Origin of the sequence: Brucella haematophila, assembly GCF_005938105.1 — a bacterium.
In the GTDB taxonomy this organism is placed as follows: Bacteria; Pseudomonadota; Alphaproteobacteria; order Rhizobiales; family Rhizobiaceae; genus Brucella; species Brucella haematophila.
Window position 1 is genome coordinate 162,154 of sequence record NZ_VCPE01000010.1, and the last position, 18,220, is coordinate 180,373.

Here is an 18,220-nt window from a genome sequence, read left to right on the forward strand (position 1 = left end):
ATTCCAGAAGAAGCGTCTGACGCTCCTTCCCAACGTGGCGACCAGCCTTGCTGGACAGGCCAGATTTCCCCATTGGACGACCCGAAGAGCCATGATCCAGACGCCTTATTACCTGATCGACAAGACCAAGCTGAAGCGCAACATGGAAAAGATCGCCTATGTGCGCGAGAAATCCGGTGCGAAGGCGCTTTTGGCGCTGAAATGCTTCGCGACATGGTCGGTGTTCGATTTTATGAGCCAGTATATGGACGGCACCACCTCGTCCTCGCTCAATGAAGTGCGTCTCGGCCACGAGAAATTCGGCGGCGAAACCCACGCCTATAGCGTTGCCTATGCCGATCACGAGATCGACGAAGTCATCGCCAATGCCGACAAGATCATCTTCAATTCCATTGGCCAGCTGGAACGCTTTGCGGATCAAGCGGCGCATATCAAGCGCGGCCTGCGCCTCAATCCGGGCGTGTCGTCATCGAGCTTCGATCTCGCCGATCCGGCGCGTCCGTTCAGCCGCCTTGGCGAATGGGATGTGGCGAAGGTCGAGACGGTCATGGACCGCGTCACCGGCTTCATGATTCACAACAATTGCGAAAATTCCGATTTCGGTCTGTTCGACAAGATGCTGACGGAGATCGAAGACAAGTTCGGCTCGCTTCTGCACCGGGTTGAATGGGTCAGCCTTGGCGGCGGCATTCATTTCACCGGTGAGGATTATCCGGTCGATGAATTCTGCGCGCGCCTGAAGGTGTTTTCGGAAAAGTTCGGCGTACAGGTCTATCTGGAGCCGGGCGAAGCCTCGATCACCAAGACCACGACGCTGGAAGTGACGGTTCTCGACACGCTGTTCAACGGCAAGAACCTCGCCATCGTGGATAGCTCGATCGAGGCCCATATGCTCGATCTGCTGATCTATCGCGAAACCGCGAAGATGGAGCCGAATGAAGGCGAGCATCGTTACATGGTCTGCGGCAAGTCGTGCCTGGCGGGCGATGTGTTCGGCGAGTTCAATTTCGGTCAGGAGCTGAAGGTCGGCGACCGTCTCTCTTTTGCGGATGCCGCCGGTTATACGATGGTCAAGAAAAACTGGTTCAATGGCGTGAAAATGCCTGCGATTGCCGTGCGTGAACTTGATGGCACGGTCAATGTTGTCCGCGAATTCACCTTCGCGGATTTTGAAGGGTCGCTTTCCTAAAGATCCTGTTGCGGCTTCACGCTGCAACGAACTCATGTGTTCCGAATGAGAAGGCAATCGGGACGGTCAATAGATGGCGGGAAACCGCTGGAAGAGGAAGCATCGACAGAAAATGAAGAAGAACGTTCTCATTATCGGCGCCGGGGGCGTGGCACAGGTTGTTGCACATAAATGTGCGCAAAACTCTGACATATTGGGCGATATCCATATTGCGTCCCGCACGGTTGAGAAATGCCGCAAGATTATCGATAGCGTGCATGAAAAGAAGAGCCTCAAGACCGAGGTGAAGCTGGAAGCGCATGCGCTGGATGCTCTGGATGTTGAAGCCACCAAGGCTTTGATCCAGAAGACGGGCGTTCAGATCGTCATCAATGTCGGCTCGGCCTTCCTCAATATGTCGGTCCTTCGCGCCTGCATCGATACGGGCGTTGCCTATATGGACACGGCCATTCACGAAGATCCGAAGAAGATCTGCGAAACGCCGCCATGGTATGGCAATTACGAATGGAAGCACCTCAAGGAATGCGAAGAGAAGGGCATCACCGCCATTCTCGGCATCGGCTTCGATCCGGGCGTGGTTAACGCCTATGCGCGTCTGGCCGCTGACGATTATCTGGATGAAGTGAAGTCCATTGATATCGTCGACATCAATGCCGGTTCGCATGGCCGCTGGTTCTCGACCAATTTCGACCCGGAAATCAATTTCCGCGAATTCACCGGCACGGTCTATTCCTGGCAGAAGGGTGCCTGGCAGTCGAACAAGATGTTCGAAGTCGGCCACACGTTCGATCTGCCCGTCGTCGGCCCGAGCAAGGCCTATATGACCGGCCATGATGAAGTGCATTCGCTGTCCAAGAACTATCCGAATGCGGATGTCCGCTTCTGGATGGGCTTTGGCGATCACTACATCAATGTCTTCACGGTGCTGAACAATCTCGGCCTTCTGTCCGAGCAGCCGGTCAAGACCGCTGAAGGTCTGGAAGTCGTGCCGCTCAAGGTGGTCAAGGCTGTACTGCCCGATCCGTCTTCGCTGGCGCCGGATTATACCGGCAAGACCTGCATTGGCGATTTCGTCAAGGGCACCAAGGACGGTAAGGAAAAGGAAGTCTTCATCTACAACGTTGCCGACCATAAGGACGCTTATAACGAAGTGGGTTCGCAGGGCATTTCCTACACGGCTGGCGTTCCGCCGGTTGCCGCTGCAATCCTGATCGCTTCCGGCGAATGGGACGTGAAGAAGATGGTCAATGTGGAAGAGCTGAACCCGAAGCCTTTCCTGAACATCCTGAACCATATCGGCCTGCCATCCCGTATCAAGGATGAAAACGGCGACCGCGCGCTGGACTTCGCGTGAGGTTATACTCTTACCGTCGGTGAGATGTAGTTTTGAAAAAGGGCATCCAGCGATGGATGCCCTTTTTTATAAGTCGGTCAGATTGTCTCGAAGCCGCCGCTTGCTGCGGTAAAGCCGCCCGCGATGCGCAAGGTTTCGATGGCTCCATGCTGCTCGATCGGGGTGACGCCCTTGCCATTCGTGCGAACTCCGCCTGCAATATCGATCTCGCGCGCCGATCCGCCCGGCTTGATGCTGAGGCCAATGGCGGAAAGCTCCACCACGACGCCTTTCACCAGCGAAGGGCCGGTTCCGCCGAAAGTTTCGATGCCGCGGCGAACCGTCAGTTTGCCGATAGGGCGGCTGATCTGAATTCCAACTGCACCGTCGGCATGGGTAACGACGCGGTCGAATTCTGCCAGATCGACAGTGCCGGTATAGACGTTGAAGCCGCGCGCACCCTGACCGAATGTTTCAATGGGTGCGTGGACCGTCAATTCGTTGATCGTGCCAAAATTGACAAAGCCGATGCCGCTTGGTCCGTAGGACGTGATCTTCGCGTCGGCGGTCCAGCGATCCACGGCTCCCCAATTGTCGAGCACCATATCGTTGACGCCATATGTGACGACCGGGCCGCGATTGTGAACCGCATCGACATAGGCGCCGTAGACGGTGAACACGCCGCCGGTAATCTGATCCGGCGTTCCGGCCTTGATGCCGCCGTCGCTATAAACGGCGTCGGTTTCGAGGTTGCGCACCGCCAGCCGCCCAGCCTTATCGCCGCCGCCGCTGACGAAAATTCCGCTGCCGCGCACCGGCGCACCGTCGCGCCCGGCTGAAAGGCCAAGCAGATTGGCGCTGATAGTGACGCTTTCGTCGTCATGCATGTTCCACAGGGTGAAAGCGCCTTGCAGCACATAGACGCCGTAGCCCTTTGGACGGTCCGTTTCCCCGCGCGCATCAGCGGCGATAATGTCCAGCCCATCCACGTCCACATGCCCGGCGCGCAGCCTGTCGCGAAACAGAATCTGTACTCGCCCGATTGTCGTGACGCCCGCCAGTTCGGCGCGTCCGATCGTATCGACGGTGGTGTCATTGAAAATGGCGCGCTTTTCCGGCGATGTCTCCAGCCGGATATTGCTGATGCGATTGTTCGAAGAAAGCTCCACACCATCATTGTCAGCAAAACGGAGAAGCGCATCATTGCCGCTGCCTTGCAGGGTCTGGCCGGGCCTCAGTCTGATCACCGGCAGGTTGTCGATTGCACCGCTGATGACAATATGTCGGACAGTTTCGTTCCCTGTGGCCGCAACCAGTGCTTCGACTGTTGAAATCGTCTTCTCGGAATTACTCATGGCTTAACTCTCTCAAACGGTTACGCTTGCTCCAAACTAACACAATGAGTTGGCAGCAAATAGTAACGGTAGGGATGGCCGCAGTAACATTCCCGTTTGTCGCCAGAATTGCTTCATTTTCTGGTGCTGTGGCGCGTATTCGCAAATGTAATTGTGGTGGGTGCTGTTCAAGAGCCGCGGTTTGAGAGAATTCGAGAAATATCTACTTCCGCGAAGATTTCCTTCTGCTGGTGTCGGGGTTCAATCGCCCCGGGGCCAGGTGTCAGACAGCCGATACCCGCCCGGAAACGGATCGCTTGGATCAAGCATCAGCTGCGAGGTGCCCGTGACCCATCCACGCCCGGAAATGATCGGGCTGATGGCGGGCTTGCCGCCAAGTTCGGTCAGCCTGTCCAGCCGGCAGTGAAACTCGGTGCCAAGCACAGATTTGCCAATGAAGCGCTCACCCACTTTCATCTGGCCCTTGGCGTGCAGCACGGCCATGCGGGCCGAGCAGCCGGTGCCCGTCGGGGAACGGTCGAGCTTGGCCGGACGGATCGCCACCGTGTTGACGCCCGTCAGAACATCGCCGTCGCGCGTCACTGGCTCGGTGATCTGGCAAAAGGAAATGTGGTTCCAGTCCTTTTCCGGGTGGCGGAAACCAAGCTGCTCATTGGCGGCCTTGGTGATCTTCACGCCAATCTCGGCCAGTTCACGCGCCTGACCCGGCTCGATCTTCATGCCGATCTGCGCGGCCTCGATAATGACGAAACTGTCGCCGCCATAGGCCGTATCGACGGTGACGGTGCCAAGTCCTTCGACTTCAAGCGCGGCATCCAGCCGGTCGGCGAAAGACGGCACGTTGCGTACGCTGATGCGCTCGGCCCTGCCGTTGCGGCATTCAGCTTCCACCTCAATGAGGCCGCCGGGCGCTTCCAGCACCATGCGCGTCACCGGCTCCTGCATCGGGATGATGCCGCTATCGAGCAGCACAGTTGCAACGCAGATCGAGTTCGAACCCGACATTGGCGGCGTATCGGCTGGCTCCATGATGATGAAACCCATCTGCGCGCGCGGATCTTTTGGCGGCACCAGCAGATTGATGTGACGGAACACGCCGCCGCGCGGCTCGTTCAGCACGAAGTTGCGCAAGGTCTCGTCGCTGGCAATGAAGCGCGACTGCTCCCACACTGTGTCACCCGGAGGCGGCGCGACACCGCCGACGATGACATCGCCGACTTCGCCTTCCGCGTGACAGCCGACAATATGGATGACCTTGGTGCTGCGCATGGGAACCTCGCAAAATACAACAAGTATATTTGTAGCCGGGTGTGGCGCCGGGTCAATCAATAATCGGGTGGTGAATGGCTCTTTCACGGCAGCAGTGAAAACTGGTTTCCCGGCGTGTCGGCATGTTAGAATTTACGTCTCAAGATGTGTTGCTCTTTTAAGCAAGTCTGATATCCATGTGCTGCTAAATTGTGCATATCGATGCGCGGTGGGCGCCTTTGTCTTCAACAGTAAGGCTGCTCGCAGAGCCTGAATCGAAAAGCGGCATGTGTGTGCGAAAATGGTGATTTTCGAGTACCGGAGCGGAGCGTACTTAAAGGTACGTGAGCACCGGAACGCAGAAAATTGCCATTTGCAGCCACACAGGACGACTTTTGGAACAGGCTCTTAGCCGACATTGGGACGGTCGATGACCGGTAACGCGACGCCACTCTCCTCAGATTGACCCGGTCTCTGAGTCTTTGATGTCTCGGCGCGTGGTTTTCAGGTTTTGAATTTTCCGGCGGGGTGACGACTCTCTGGATGATTCTGGGGAGTGGAATGTGAGCAGTACAACCAATGTGGGCTTTCATGAGCCCCACCAGAACAGCGTGCAACGTTTGCGCAGAGAACTTTCCGCAGCGCTGAAACTTGGCTGGCCGCTGATCCTGACCAATGTTTCGCAAGCCGCATTGACGGCAACCGACATTATCTTCATCGGACGACTGGGCAAGGATACGCTGGCCTCGGCGCTTCTGGCCACGAGCTTCTACCACACGCTGGTCATCTTCTCGATGGGACTTGTTTCGGCTGTCATGCCGATGATCGCCATCGCGCTCGGCAAGAACCGCCATTCGGTGCGCGATGTGCGCCGCACGGTCCGTCAGGGCTTCTGGACGGCGATCATCATCTCGATCCCGATCTGGGTCGTGCTGTGGCATTGCGAGGAGATATTCCTGTTCCTCGGACAGCAGCCGGATATCGCCGCGCGCTCGACCGACTTCATGCACACGCTGCAATGGGCGCTGCTGCCCTATCTGTTCTACATCGTGTTGCGCTCGTTCTTCGCGGCGATGGAAAAGCCCATGTGGACATTGCTGATTGCAGGCGCAGCGATCGGCTTCAATGCGCTGGCCGGGTGGACGCTGATCTTCGGTCATTTCGGATTTCCGCGCATGGAACTGCATGGCGCTGGTATTGCGACCACGCTTTCCAGCACAATGATGTTTCTCGGCATGGCGGCGATCACGCTGCGTCATCGCCGCTTCCGTCGCTATCACCTGTTCGGCCGTTTCTGGCGTCCCGACTGGCCGCGCCTGCGTGAGCTGTGGCGCATCGGTTTTCCGATGGCGCTGACTTTCGTGTTCGAAACCTCGATCTTCTATGCAGCTGTGGTCATGATGGGCCGGATCAGCGCGACCGCCATGGCGGCCCATGCGGTAGCGATCCAGATTGCATCGCTCAGCTTCATGGTGCCGCTCGGTTTCGGGCAGGTGGCGACCGTGCGCGTCGGACGCGCTTATGGTGCGGGCAATCCCAGGGCGGTGGCTTATGCGGGCTGGAGCGCCTATGCGCTGGGCGTCGGCTTCATGATGATCATGGGTCTCCTGATGGTGCTGATCCCGCGCCTGTTCATCGGCGTGTTTCTCGATCTGCACGATCCGGAAAATCTGGCCGTTATGGAGCTGGCCGTCAGCTTCCTTGCGCTGGCCGCTCTGTTCCAGACGGTCGATGGCGCGCAAGCGGTTGCTGCGGGCATGTTGCGCGGCATGCGTGACACCCGTGTTCCGATGTTTCTGGCGCTGCTTGGCTATTGGGGCGTGGGCCTGCCACTCGGTGCGCTGCTGGCTTTCAAGGTCGGTATGGGCGGGCAGGGCATCTGGCTCGGTCTTGCCGCTGGTCTCGGCATCGTTGCCGTGATGATGACCTTGCGCTGGCGCAGGCATCTGGCCCATATTTCCAGAACGCTCGCATAAAACAAAAATGCCGTACGGCCTGAAGGTCGTACGGCATAGTTGCATGCTGCGGATATCATACCGTATCCGCGATCTCGCTTCTGCGATTACTTTGTCAGATTGCTGATACGATCAAGCGCGCTGCCGAAGCCCTTCAGGGAAATCTTAAAGGCAACCGGTTGGCTAGGGCTGAGCGCCGTTGCCGTCACGTTGATATTGGCGCCCGCCTTGATGGCTGCAACCTGCTTGGCATCGAAGCTGATCGGTGCGAGGCAACCCTGCGGAAGGCAGGTGGAAAATGCCAGGTTCGGGCCAGCCGCATCATCGACCTTGATGGTCGCACCCTTGGCCAGATCAAGACCGAATGGCATCAGGATGACGCCGTCGACCTTTCCGCCGGCCACATTGCGCAGCTCGACGGTCAAGACGCGCTGGCCGGTCTGAGAGCTGTTCTGTTCCTGGCGGATAGCACAGGCGGACGCGTCCTTCTGCGTCTGGCAGGAGACAGTCCAGTCCTGATAGGTTTCCTGCAAGGTGCTTGCGCCGCCCGGAAGGGGGGCTGCAAAAGCAGGCGTTGCCAGAAGTGCTGCCAGCGTGCAAGCAAGGCCGAGCGCGCGATGGTTTTTCATAAATATATTTCTCTCTAAAAAACAATCTTGTGAAGCCGGTTACCCAAAAGGGAGGGCTTTGAAAATTTATTGAGCACAATTCAGCTGTGCATTCAACTACATTCCCGTCAAATTATCTTGTTTCTGCGAATAATCGCAAAAGGTTATCGAAGTCTAATATAGTCTTCACTGCAACGTTTGCTTGAAAACAGCAGGGCGGCAGTTGTGACCGGCAGGTATCCGGCGCATTTTGGCCGGATACCGTGCTGAAACGACAGTCTATCGCGTCAGTTTCATATGGCGGTTCACGTCCTTGTACAGCAGATAGCGGAACTTGCCCGGACCACCTGCATAGCAAGCCTGCGGGCAGAAAGCGCGCAGCCACATGAAATCACCGGCTTCCACTTCCACCCAATCCTGATTGAGCCGATAGACCGCCTTGCCTTCCAGCACATAGAGGCCGTGCTCCATGACATGGGTTTCGGCAAAGGGGATCACGCCGCCCGGTTCAAGGGTGACGATGGTGACATGCATGTCGTGGCGCAGATCGTTCGGATCGACAAAGCGCGTCGTCGCCCAAACGCCATTGGTGTCCGGCATGGGCGAGGGGGCGATGTCGTTTTCATTGAGGAATAGCGGCTCCGGCACATCGAGCCCGTCCACATATTCATAGGCCTTGCGGACCCAGTGGAAACGCGCGGTCTTGCTGGCGGTGTTGCGCAGGCTCCAGCCGCTCTTGGGCGGCAGATAGGCATAACCGCCTTCGGTGAGCGTGTGGGTCTTGCCTGCGATGGTGACAGTCACTTCGCCTTCGACCACGAACAGAACGCCTTGCGCCGTGTCGTCAAGCTCGGCGCGGTCGCTGCCGCCGCCTGGCTGCACTTCCATGATATATTGCGAGAAAGTCTCGGCAAAACCGGACATCGGACGCGCAATCACCCACAGTCTGGTCTTTTCCCAGAAAGGCAGGAAGCTCGTCACGATATCGCTGAACGTGCCTTTCGGAATGACGGCATAGGCTTCCGTGAACATGGCGCGGTCGGTCAGAAGCTGCGTCTGGGGCGGCAATCCGCCGGTCGGTGCGAAATAGGTGCGGGTCATTTTCCTGTTCCTGATCAGTAAAGTGTCTCTGGAAGGATGTCCTTCAGTCGCAAAAGCGCGATGCGCTCGACTTGCGCGCAAGCGGTAGCGAATTCGGTCTCGCGGTCATTGGCGACGCGGCGCTGGAACGTGTCGAGGATTTCCTTTTTGTTGCGCCCCTTCACGGCGATGATGAAGGGAAAGCCGAATTTCTGCGTATAGGCATCGTTCAGTTGGGTGAATGTCTGCTTTTCCGCATCGGTCAGTGCGTCCAGACCGGCACCGGCCTGTTCGGCGGTGGATTCGGCGGTCAGGCGTTTGGCCTGCGCCAGCTTGCCGGCGAGATCCGGGTGGGCATTCAAAACGCCAAGCCGTTCTTCCGGCGAGGCAGTACGGAAGATTTTCGTCATCGCGCCGGCAAGACCGGAGGCCGTGTCCTCGGCGGCGGCGAAGCCTGCATCATAGGCGCGCTCGGCGATCCACGGCGAATGCTCGAAAATGCTGCCATAGCGGGCCACGAAATCGGCCTTGCTGGCCTTCGATGGCACCACATCAGCCACTTTCGGCTTGTGATGTTCGTGCCAGTGATTGGCAATGTCGATGCGCTTGGCGACCCAGACCTTGTCATGGCTCTGGACATAATCGAGGAAACGTTCAAGTGCTGCCGCGCGACCCGGACGTCCGACCAGACGGCAGTGCAGGCCGATGGACAGCATTTTTGGCGCGCCTTCCGCGCCTTCGCGGTAAAGCACGTCGAAGGCGTCTTTCAGATAGGTGTAGAACTGGTCGCCGGAATTGAAACCTTGCGGGGTTGCAAAACGCATATCGTTGGCGTCAAGCGTGTAGGGCACGATCAAATGCGGACCTTTGGGTCCCTTGACCCAATAGGGCAGCTCATCGGCATAGGAATCGGCGGAATAGACAAAGCCGCCTTCTTCCATCACCAGCTTCAGCGTGTTGTCGGACGGCTTGCCCTGATAAATGCCCAGCGGGCGCGAGCCGGTGACTTCGGTGTGCAGGCGCACGGCTTCGCGAATATGCTCGCGTTCCACCTCTTCCGGCACGTCCTTATATTCCCACCAGCGCAGGCCGTGGCTGGCGATTTCCCAATCGGCTTCCTTCATCGCGGCGACGGCTTCGGGATTGCGCGCCATGGCCAGCGTCACGCCATAGACGGTGACGGGCATGTTGCGTCGCGTGAAGGCGCGCCAGAGACGCCAGAAGCCGGAACGCGCACCATATTCGTAGATGGATTCCATGTTGAGGTTGCGCTGGCCGTTCCAGGCCTGCCCGCCGACAATTTCAGACAACAGGCATTCGGACGCGGCATCGCCGTCGAGAATGCAGTTCTCGGCGCCTTCTTCGTAATTGACCACGAACTGGACGGCTATATTGGCCCCGCCGGGCCAGCGCGGATCAGGTGTGTTCCGGCCATAGCCGATCAGATTGCGTGGGTAACTCATGCCATATCCCCTTGATGTCAGCGCCAGCGCATTCCGAAAACCGTTTAACGGCATGCGGATCACGCTTTGGTTTTGCCCATGATAATAAAGATTTGCGGTGTGAATTCCCCTTCAAAATTTTGAAAGACATCCAATGAGAAAGCTCTTTCTTAATGCCGAATAAGGCGGAATACTTCACGATGGGAACAAAAGCGGGAACGCCGCCGGTCTGCCATATAAATGTGTTTTGATAGCAAAAACGATACTGGCAAACCGAGTGAAATCAGCGACTTGCAGCGGATCCGTTTCATGGACAAGGTTCATGGGCCGGAGAATCGCGCAAGGGGTCAGGAGTGCAAATGGGTCAGGGACATCACGGCGACGAGGGCAAGACGGGTCGGTTGACGACCCATGTGCTCGATACGGTCAGCGGCAAACCGGCTGCTGGATTGCGTATCGAACTGCGCCGGATCGAGAATCACACGCCGCACAGCATCAAGGAAATCCGCACCAATCAGGACGGGCGCAGCGGCGAGCCGCTACTTGCCAATGGCGACCTGCAACGTGGTTCCTATGAACTCCTGTTTCATGTCGGCGAATATTTCGGCAAAGACGAAGACGGCGTGCCGTTTCTCGATGTGGTGCCGTTGCGCTTTGGTGTTTCTGATGAAAAGGCGCATTATCATGTGCCGCTTCTGGTTTCGCCTTTTTCCTATTCGACCTATCGCGGGAGCTGAGCAGGATGGTTCAGTCTGTGAGAAACAGAATATGTTTTCTTCTCAATGGCGAGCGGGTTGAACTCGACCGGGTTTCGCCAACGGAAACGCTGCTCGATTATCTGCGTCTGGCCTGCAAGCTGCGCGGCACCAAGGAAGGCTGCGCCGAAGGCGATTGCGGCGCTTGCACGGTGCTGGTCGGCAAGATCGTGGGCAGCGAGCTGGTTTATGAAAGCGTCAATGCCTGCATTCGCTTCGTCGGTTCGCTGGATGGTTGCCATGTGGTAACGGTCGAGCATCTGCGCGGGGCGGATGGCGGTCTGCATCCGGTGCAAAAGGCGATGATCGACTTTCACGGGTCACAGTGCGGCTTCTGTACGCCGGGCTTCGTCATGTCGCTTTACGGGCTGTGGATGCGCAATCCCAAGCCCGCCGATCCGGCCATCGAAAAGGCGCTGCAAGGCAATCTCTGCCGCTGCACCGGCTATGAGGCGATCATTCGCGCCGCTCGCGCCATTTCCGATTACGGTAACACGACGGAAGATCCGCTGGCGGCAGAACGCGCCCATGTGCTCGAACAGTTGAAATCCATGCGCGACGGTTCGCGCGTCGAAGTGGGCGAGGGCAAGGACCGTCTGGTTGTGCCTGCCGATCTCGATGATTTCGCAGCACTGCTGGCCGATGAGCCGAAGGCGACCGTGGTGGCCGGTTCCACCGATGTGGGCCTCTGGGTCACGAAGATGATGCGCGATATTTCGCCGGTCGTCTTTATCGGCCATCTCACGGAATTGCGTTCTATTTCCGAGGACAACAACGTCGTCACCATTGGCGCGGGCGTAACCTATACGGAGGCCTTCTCCTTCCTCGCCAGGCGCATTCCGCAGCTCAGCGGTCTCATCAACCGCATCGGCGGGGAACAAGTGCGCAATATGGGCACCATCGGCGGCAATATCGCCAATGGTTCGCCGATTGGCGATACGCCACCACCGCTGATCGCACTCAATGCACGTCTGACGCTGCGCAAGGGCGATAGCCGCCGCACCATTCCGCTTGAAGATTTCTTCATCGCCTATGGCAAGCAGGACCGTCAGCCCGGCGAATTCGTCGAGGCGGTGCATGTGCCAATTCCGGCGGAAGGCAACCACTTTGCGATCTACAAGGTGTCCAAGCGTTTCGAGGAAGATATCACCGCAGCGCTGGGTGCATTCCATATGACGCTCGACGCGGCAGGCAAGGTCGCTTCCATCCGCATCGCCTATGGCGGCATGGCGGCGACGCCGAAACGCGCCTTTGCAGTTGAGGCTGCCCTGTTGGGTCAGTCATGGAGCGAAGAAACGGTGGAGGCCGCAATCGGTGCCTATGAGCAGGACTATCAGCCGCTCAGCGATATGCGCGCCACGGCGGATTATCGCCTGATGGTCTCGAAGAATTTGTTGCGCCGTTTCTATGACGAAACGCAAGGGCAAGCCGAACCCTTGCGCGCTCAGCATATCGAAGCGGTTTGAAGGAGGCAGGCATGAACAAACATCCTGCAAGCACGATCAAAGCTGCCGCTATCAAAGGTGGTGTCGCCACCGATCAGAGGCATGATTCCGCGCATAAGCATGTGACGGGCGATGCGGTCTATATCGACGATATTCCGGAACCCGAAGGCACGCTGCATGTCGGTGTCGGCCTTGCGTCGGTCGCCCATGCCAGTATCAAGTCTGTCGACCTTTCCGCCGTGCGTGCAGCGCCCGGCGTTGTCGATGTGCTGACCTATAAGGACATTCCCGGCGAAAACGATGTCTCGCCGTCCGGCATGCATGACGATCCGATCTTCGCAGTGGACACGGTACAGTTCCACGGGCAGCCGATCTTTGCCGTCATTGCCCGCACCCGCGATCAGGCCCGCCGCGCCGCGCGTCTGGCCAAGGTTGAATATGAGGAAATGCCGGGCCTGTTTTCCATTGCAGGCCTTGATGGCGCCAAGGACCGTCTCGTCTTCACGCCGCTCACGCTCAATCGCGGCGATGCCCGCAAGGCTATCGATGATGCGCCGCGCAAGGTGAAGGGCCGCATGATGGTTGGCGGTCAGGACCATTTCTATCTTGAAGGGCAGGCTTCGCTGGCTGTTCCCGGCGAGGATGAAGATGTCACCATCTATTGCTCCACACAGGGACCGAGCGAAACGCAGCATCTGGTTGCCCATGCGCTGGGCGTGCCGAGCCATTCGGTCACGGTTGAAGTGCGCCGCATGGGCGGCGGCTTCGGCGGCAAGGAAACGCAGGCCAATCAATGGGCTGCCATTGCCGCTATCGCCGCCAAGAAGCACAAGCGCGCGGTGAAAATCCGTCTCGACCGCGACGAGGACATGACTGCCACCGGCAAGCGTCATGATTTCATGATTGATTACGAGGTCGGCTTCGACGACGAAGGCAATATTCTGGGCGTCGACTATATGTTCGCGCTTAATGCCGGTTTCTCGGCGGATCTTTCGGGGCCGGTCGGCGATCGCGCGCTGTTCCATTGCGACAATGCCTATTTCTTCCCGGCAGTGCATGCGCAGTCCGCGCCGCTTTACACCAACACCGTGTCCAATACAGCGTTCCGCGGTTTTGGCGGTCCGCAGGGCATGGTCGGTGCGGAACGTGTCATCGAGGAAGTGGCCTTTGCGGTCGGCAAGGACCCGCTCGACATCCGCAAGCTCAATTTCTACGATGCGATGGGGACCGAAGGCGCAACGCGCAATATCACGCCCTATCACCAGAAGGTGGAAGACTGCATCATCCAGCGCATCGTCGCGGAACTGGAAGAGAGCGCCGATTACGCCGCGCGGCGTGAGGCAATCCGCGCATTCAACGCCAAAAGCCGCACTGTGAAGCGCGGCATGGCGTTGACGCCGGTGAAATTCGGCATTTCCTTCACCAAGACCGAGTCCAATCAGGCTGGTGCGCTGGTGCATGTCTATAATGACGGCTCGGTGCATATGAACCACGGCGGCACTGAAATGGGGCAGGGGCTCCATCTGAAAGTGGCGCAGGTCGTGGCGGAAGAATTCCAGATCGATCTCGACCGGGTGAAGATCACCGCGACCACCACTGCCAAGGTGCCGAACACTGCGCCAACGGCGGCATCGTCCGGCGCTGATCTCAACGGCATGGCGGCGCAGGATGCCGCGCGTCAGATCAAGAAGCGGCTGATCCGTTTTGCTGCCGAGCAGCATCAGGTGCCCGAAGATCAGGTTGTCTTCCTGCCCAACCGCATCCGCGTCGGCAATCAGGAAATCAGCTTCAACGAACTGGTGAAACAGGCCTATATCGGCCGCGTACAGCTTTCCGCTGCCGGGCATTACAAGACGCCGAAAATCCACTGGGATCGTGCCAAGGGCAAAGGCCATGCCTTCTATTACTACGCTTATGGCGCGGCCTGTTCGGAAGTCTCGGTCGATACGCTGACCGGCGAATATGTGGTGGAACGCACCGATATCCTCCACGATACCGGACGGTCGCTCAACCGTGTCATCGATATCGGCCAGATCGAAGGCGGCTTTGTGCAGGGCATGGGCTGGCTCACCACAGAAGAACTGGTCTGGGACAATAAGGGGCGGCTGCGCACCCATGCGCCGTCCACCTACAAGATCCCGCTGGCATCCGACCGGCCCAAGATTTTCAATGTGGCGCTGACCGACTGGTCGGAAGCCTATGAGCCGACCATTCATCGCTCAAAGGCGGTGGGCGAGCCGCCGCTGCCGCACGGCATGTCGGTGCTTTATGCACTGTCGGATGCGGTGGCGAGCGTTGCCGATCACAAGATCAGCCCGCGTCTCGATGCGCCAGCCACACCTGAGCGTGTGCTGATGGCTATCGAGCGGCTGCGCGGGCAAAAGGGGTAGCACCATGAGCAGCGGCACGCTGGGCAGGCGGGACGATATCCGGGCGTTCCTGAACCGTCGCCACGACAGCGTGCTGGTGGAGGTCACGGATGTGAAGGGCTCTGCGCCCCGCGATGCCGGGGCCTGGATGCTCGTCGCCCGCGACATGATCTTCCGCACCATCGGTGGTGGACAGCTCGAATATATGGCCATCGACCATGCCCGGAAAATACTTGCTGGCGGTCGCGATTCACCGATGGACGTGCCTTTAGGGCCGGAGATCGGCCAATGCTGCGGTGGGCATGTGGCCTTGAATTTCAGACGCGTCAATCGCGGCCTTGCGGATGAACTGGTCAGCAAGGTCGATGCGGAAATCGCCACCCGTCCACATGTCTATGTCTTTGGCGCAGGCCATGTCGGCGATGCGCTGGCCTATGCGCTGTCGCTGACGCCGGTACGGGTGGTGCTGGTGGATACGCGCGAGGCGGAGCTGATGGCTGTCGACGCGCCGGGTGTCGAAACCTGCCTCGCGGCGATGCCGGAACAGGTGGTGCGCTCCGCACCGCCGGGCAGTGCGTTCATCATCCTCACGCATGATCACGCGCTTGATTTTCTGATCGCCGCCGAGGCGCTGCAACGCCGCGATGCGATCTATGTCGGCATGATCGGCTCGAAGACCAAGAAGGCGACTTTCAAAAATTGGTTGAAACGCGAGTTCGGCAGCGATGATCTGTTTGAAGATCTGATCTGCCCGGTCGGCGGTGCTGTCGTGAAGGACAAACGCCCCGAAGTCATCGCAGCGCTTGCGGCGGCCGAAGTGCTGACCGCCGCATTATGCTCTGTTCGTGTTTTAGAATCTCAAGCATCAGATGCACGTTAGCATTTGCTTAATGGCTCGTTGCAGTTGGTCGCACTTGTCGTAAGACACGCATCGAATACGGCCTGGAAAAATCTATGTTAATACCGTTATGGGCCTCTACCCGCTTTAGATCCCAATTTTGTACAAACCCTGAAAAATCAGCAATCCGATTATATGAGAGATTATCCCAATCCGATAGCCTCACCATAGTTTCAGGCGCTGCCTGCACCTGTACTTCATGCCCATATATCCAAGACGGCAACGAGTAAGGATAGTCCTGTTCTATCGTTCGGCAATATTGCGCCGAGGATGTCAGGCTGATAATGCAGCTGACGGGAATTGTATTAGACAAAACTTGCATCGAATGCGGTCTCGAGAAATCGAGAACTTGGCCGTTATTTGCTTCTACACTCTTAAGTTCATCGTTTAAGACAGTTCCGTGAAATTCCGCCAAACGGTTGTATGCGAGGTTCTCATAATCTGACAACATCACAGTAGTGTCCGGTCCGGCATCCACGTAAATCTCCTGTCCATAAAAATCCGGTGGTAATTCGCTTATCTTTTCTCCGATCGGCAAACAGTACTTCAAATCTGTATTCAAAGTTACGATGCAGCCCTGTGGCTTCTCATTGGATAAAAAGCGAGCGTTCGGGTAAATTGACTTAATCCAATCCACGTATTTGGAAACACGCGCACCGGTAGAATTTTTTGATCCACCGCCGTTGGTGGTTGCAATGATGACCGGGTGGTTTCCACGAATTTGCCACCAAGCTGACCCACTATCTCCAGCTGCTACTCGTGCCCAAGACGCTGAGGGCCCGTCTGGCTGGTATGATGCGCCAATCCCGTACTCTAGCTCAAAAATACTATCAATCCGACTGCGTGCATACAGTCGTCTTTCGCCTTTCTCCGGCCAGTAACCACTGCTTTGATTCAAGCCAACGCCCCATGTACCATAGCCAGCAAAGATGACATCGCGTCCTTCTTCGTCCAGCGCATCGTTCAAAATTGGCCGTTCAATCGGCTGACCAGCGGCATCTACTATAGGATTTTTTGAAGGTAGCTTCAGGATAGCGATATCCGTTGATGCGCCACCCATGCCGGTTGGCACATTGACGCGTTGCGGCGGCACGTATGCTCGACCTTCGCCCGACGCAATAATGGTTCCATCCCACGCCCAAAAAAGACCTTCGTAGGGCGTGTCGGTTCCCTGATACCCGGAGCAATGGGCTGCAGTGAGGATATAACTCCAACCGGCCTCATCGCCCAACCAGGTTGCAGTGCATTCGCCAATGTTACCAACAGCAAGCCAAGGGGTTTCGTAACTAAACTCGCGTAGCTTATCATTGTGAGTTTTGAGACCGTCTTCTATATCGGCTGTATCTCCGCCATAGTATTTGAAAGTCGCTTCGTCAATAACCAAAGAATAAGCATTTGAGCATAAAAATAATAGAAGAGATGCAATCAAACCGGCGCATAATGAGCCTTTTTTCATTTTTTCCTCAAAAAAATATTTTAAATTTTTCTAGAATAGGTTACCGTTGATTTAATATTTAGAATTATCCTTTAAAAAAATTCAGAGTAGATATAGCGGTAATTTGTATTTATTGGTAGCTGGAATGTTTACTCACTTGTAAGCCTGTTGATTACTCAGGCCAGCGCTTCCCGTATCAGCCGCTGGCAGCGCTCCGTCATGAAATCGATGATCAGACGCACCTTCGGGTCCTGAAAACGCTTGTGCGGATAGATCGCCGCAAGCTGGATCGGTGCCGGCGGCGTGCTTTCGAGAAGCGGTATCAGCCGACCGTCGCGGAGATATTCCTTCACCTCGAACAGCGGCTTGTTGATGATGCCGCGCCCGCCCAGCGCCCATTGCGTCAATACGTCGCCATCATCGGAATCATAAGGCCCGGTTACTTCGAATTTGCGAAGACCTTCCGATGTTTGAAGCGACCAGTAATATTCCTTCGACCCCGGAAAACGCAGCAGCAAACAGTCATGCGTGTCGCCCAGAAGCTCTTCCGGCGATTGCGGAACTCCATGTTTTTCAAGATATTGCGGCGCAGCGCAGATTACGCGCTCACAATTCAGGATGCCGCGCATGCGCAAGTTGGAGTTTTCCAGAACCCCGAGTTTGAAGGCGACATCCACGCTTTCGCTCATAATGTCGATCTCGTGGTCAGATAGTCGCAGGCGCACTTCGATGTCCGGATATTTGTCGTGAAACTCCGGAATGCCCGATGCGATGAGCCTGCGGCCAAGCCCCAAAGGCGCGGTAATGCGAATCGATCCCTTGGGATTTTTCGCAAGTTCCGCGACGGCTGCTTCCGCCTCATCTACCGCTTCAAGGATTTTCAACGCGCCGTCATAGAATATGCGGCCATGCTCGGTCGGGGTCAGCTTGCGCGTGGTACGGTTGAAGAGCCGGACGCCAAGATGCTTCTCCAACTCCTTGATTCGATTGCTCGCAACCGCCGGAGAGGCGCGCTGGTCGCGCCCGGCGGCAGAAAGATTTCCCAATTCGACAACGCGCACGAAAACGCGCAGATTATCAAGATAAGACATGCGTCCCCTCCACGATT

Annotated in this window: 14 protein-coding genes and 1 pseudogene; 7 read left to right on the forward strand and 8 right to left on the reverse strand. The window is 57.2% G+C overall.

The genetic code is table 11. From position 1 onward, the window contains the following. The first annotated feature begins 91 nt into the window (after window positions 1–91). Entirely contained in the window at window positions 92–1,189 is a 1,098-nt protein-coding gene (gene nspC, locus FGI60_RS15980; RefSeq protein ID WP_138786031.1) for a carboxynorspermidine decarboxylase, read from the forward strand. A gap of 112 nt (window positions 1,190–1,301) precedes the next feature. Next, window positions 1,302–2,543 carry a saccharopine dehydrogenase family protein gene (locus FGI60_RS15985; protein ID WP_138786032.1) on the forward strand — a complete coding sequence of 414 codons (1,242 nt, stop codon included), beginning with the start codon at window positions 1,302–1,304 and terminating at the stop codon, window positions 2,541–2,543. A gap of 77 nt (window positions 2,544–2,620) precedes the next feature. Here the strand turns inward: FGI60_RS15985 and FGI60_RS15990 are convergent, their stop codons facing one another. The 3 genes and pseudogenes from FGI60_RS15990 to FGI60_RS16000 form a co-directional block, all read right to left on the reverse strand. After that, complete coding sequence (locus tag FGI60_RS15990) at window positions 2,621–3,877, reverse strand: hypothetical protein (protein WP_138786033.1); 1,257 nt, start codon at window positions 3,875–3,877, stop codon at window positions 2,621–2,623. Window positions 3,878–4,117: 240 nt separating this feature from the next. Further along, window positions 4,118–5,146 carry a trans-3-hydroxy-L-proline dehydratase gene (locus tag FGI60_RS15995; protein ID WP_138786034.1) on the reverse strand — a complete coding sequence of 343 codons (1,029 nt, stop codon included), beginning with the start codon at window positions 5,144–5,146 and terminating at the stop codon, window positions 4,118–4,120. Window positions 5,147–5,386: 240 nt separating this feature from the next. Next, window positions 5,387–5,498 (reverse strand): annotated as a pseudogene (locus FGI60_RS16000) (flagellar basal body P-ring protein FlgI); the annotation flags it as partial. A gap of 190 nt (window positions 5,499–5,688) precedes the next feature. Here FGI60_RS16000 and FGI60_RS16005 point away from each other — a divergent pair. Further along, window positions 5,689–7,101, forward strand: a complete 1,413-nt coding sequence (locus tag FGI60_RS16005; protein WP_138786035.1) for an MATE family efflux transporter — start codon at window positions 5,689–5,691, stop codon at window positions 7,099–7,101. An 86-nt stretch (window positions 7,102–7,187) separates the two neighbouring features. On the opposite strand, the gene FGI60_RS16010 is transcribed toward FGI60_RS16005, so the two are convergent. From FGI60_RS16010 to puuE, 3 genes are all read right to left on the reverse strand, one after another. Continuing rightward, a complete protein-coding gene (locus tag FGI60_RS16010) occupies window positions 7,188–7,709 on the reverse strand; it encodes an invasion associated locus B family protein (RefSeq protein ID WP_138786036.1) in 522 nt (173 codons plus the stop codon). 258 nt (window positions 7,710–7,967) lie between these two features. Continuing rightward, window positions 7,968–8,789: a bifunctional allantoicase/(S)-ureidoglycine aminohydrolase gene (locus FGI60_RS16015; protein ID WP_138786037.1), complete on the reverse strand. Its 822-nt coding sequence runs from the start codon at window positions 8,787–8,789 to the stop codon at window positions 7,968–7,970. Window positions 8,790–8,803: 14 nt separating this feature from the next. Then, on the reverse strand, window positions 8,804–10,231 hold the full coding sequence (puuE, locus tag FGI60_RS16020) for an allantoinase PuuE (protein ID WP_138786038.1): 1,428 nt from the start codon (window positions 10,229–10,231) through the stop codon (window positions 8,804–8,806). A gap of 338 nt (window positions 10,232–10,569) precedes the next feature. Here puuE and uraH point away from each other — a divergent pair, with 338 nt between their 5' ends. The 4 genes from uraH to xdhC are packed head-to-tail and all read left to right on the forward strand — an operon-like array spanning window position 10,570 to window position 15,659. Next, window positions 10,570–10,947: a hydroxyisourate hydrolase gene (uraH, locus tag FGI60_RS16025; protein WP_078337955.1), complete on the forward strand. Its 378-nt coding sequence runs from the start codon at window positions 10,570–10,572 to the stop codon at window positions 10,945–10,947. Between the two features lie 5 nt (window positions 10,948–10,952). Continuing rightward, the gene (xdhA, locus tag FGI60_RS16030; RefSeq protein WP_138786039.1) at window positions 10,953–12,431 is read left to right on the forward strand and encodes a xanthine dehydrogenase small subunit; all 1,479 of its coding nucleotides are present in this window, start codon (window positions 10,953–10,955) and stop codon (window positions 12,429–12,431) included. Window positions 12,432–12,442: 11 nt separating this feature from the next. Continuing rightward, on the forward strand, window positions 12,443–14,800 hold the full coding sequence (xdhB, locus tag FGI60_RS16035; protein ID WP_138786040.1) for a xanthine dehydrogenase molybdopterin binding subunit: 2,358 nt from the start codon (window positions 12,443–12,445) through the stop codon (window positions 14,798–14,800). 4 nt (window positions 14,801–14,804) lie between these two features. Then, on the forward strand, window positions 14,805–15,659 hold the full coding sequence (gene xdhC / locus FGI60_RS16040) for a xanthine dehydrogenase accessory protein XdhC (protein ID WP_138786041.1): 855 nt from the start codon (window positions 14,805–14,807) through the stop codon (window positions 15,657–15,659). A gap of 7 nt (window positions 15,660–15,666) precedes the next feature. Here the strand turns inward: xdhC and FGI60_RS16045 are convergent, their stop codons facing one another. Both FGI60_RS16045 and FGI60_RS16050 read right to left on the reverse strand, forming a co-directional pair. Next, window positions 15,667–17,133 (reverse strand): trypsin-like serine protease, encoded by a 1,467-nt coding sequence (locus FGI60_RS16045; protein WP_138786042.1) that lies wholly within the window; start codon window positions 17,131–17,133, stop codon window positions 15,667–15,669. A 155-nt stretch (window positions 17,134–17,288) separates the two neighbouring features. Next, window positions 17,289–18,203, reverse strand: coding sequence for a LysR family transcriptional regulator (locus FGI60_RS16050; protein ID WP_078337959.1), 915 nt, complete (start codon window positions 18,201–18,203; stop codon window positions 17,289–17,291). Window positions 18,204–18,220: the final 17 nt, after the last annotated feature.

Bases quoted from the DNA above. Each gene is read 5' to 3' on its own strand.
- FGI60_RS16015 (WP_138786037.1), bottom strand. From the start codon at position 8,789: ATGACCCGCACCTATTTCGCACCGACCGGCGGATTGCCGCCCCAGACG.
- FGI60_RS16010 (WP_138786036.1), bottom strand. From the start codon at position 7,709: ATGAAAAACCATCGCGCGCTCGGCCTTGCTTGCACGCTGGCAGCACTT.
- xdhB (WP_138786040.1), top strand. From the start codon at position 12,443: ATGAACAAACATCCTGCAAGCACGATCAAAGCTGCCGCTATCAAAGGT.
- FGI60_RS15995 (WP_138786034.1), bottom strand. From the start codon at position 5,146: ATGCGCAGCACCAAGGTCATCCATATTGTCGGCTGTCACGCGGAAGGC.
- FGI60_RS15990 (WP_138786033.1), bottom strand. From the start codon at position 3,877: ATGAGTAATTCCGAGAAGACGATTTCAACAGTCGAAGCACTGGTTGCG.
- FGI60_RS16045 (WP_138786042.1), bottom strand. From the start codon at position 17,133: ATGAAAAAAGGCTCATTATGCGCCGGTTTGATTGCATCTCTTCTATTA.
- nspC (WP_138786031.1), top strand. From the start codon at position 92: ATGATCCAGACGCCTTATTACCTGATCGACAAGACCAAGCTGAAGCGC.
- xdhC (WP_138786041.1), top strand. From the start codon at position 14,805: ATGAGCAGCGGCACGCTGGGCAGGCGGGACGATATCCGGGCGTTCCTG.
- xdhA (WP_138786039.1), top strand. From the start codon at position 10,953: ATGGTTCAGTCTGTGAGAAACAGAATATGTTTTCTTCTCAATGGCGAG.
- FGI60_RS16050 (WP_078337959.1), bottom strand. From the start codon at position 18,203: ATGTCTTATCTTGATAATCTGCGCGTTTTCGTGCGCGTTGTCGAATTG.
- FGI60_RS15985 (WP_138786032.1), top strand. From the start codon at position 1,302: ATGAAGAAGAACGTTCTCATTATCGGCGCCGGGGGCGTGGCACAGGTT.
- uraH (WP_078337955.1), top strand. From the start codon at position 10,570: ATGGGTCAGGGACATCACGGCGACGAGGGCAAGACGGGTCGGTTGACG.
- puuE (WP_138786038.1), bottom strand. From the start codon at position 10,231: ATGAGTTACCCACGCAATCTGATCGGCTATGGCCGGAACACACCTGAT.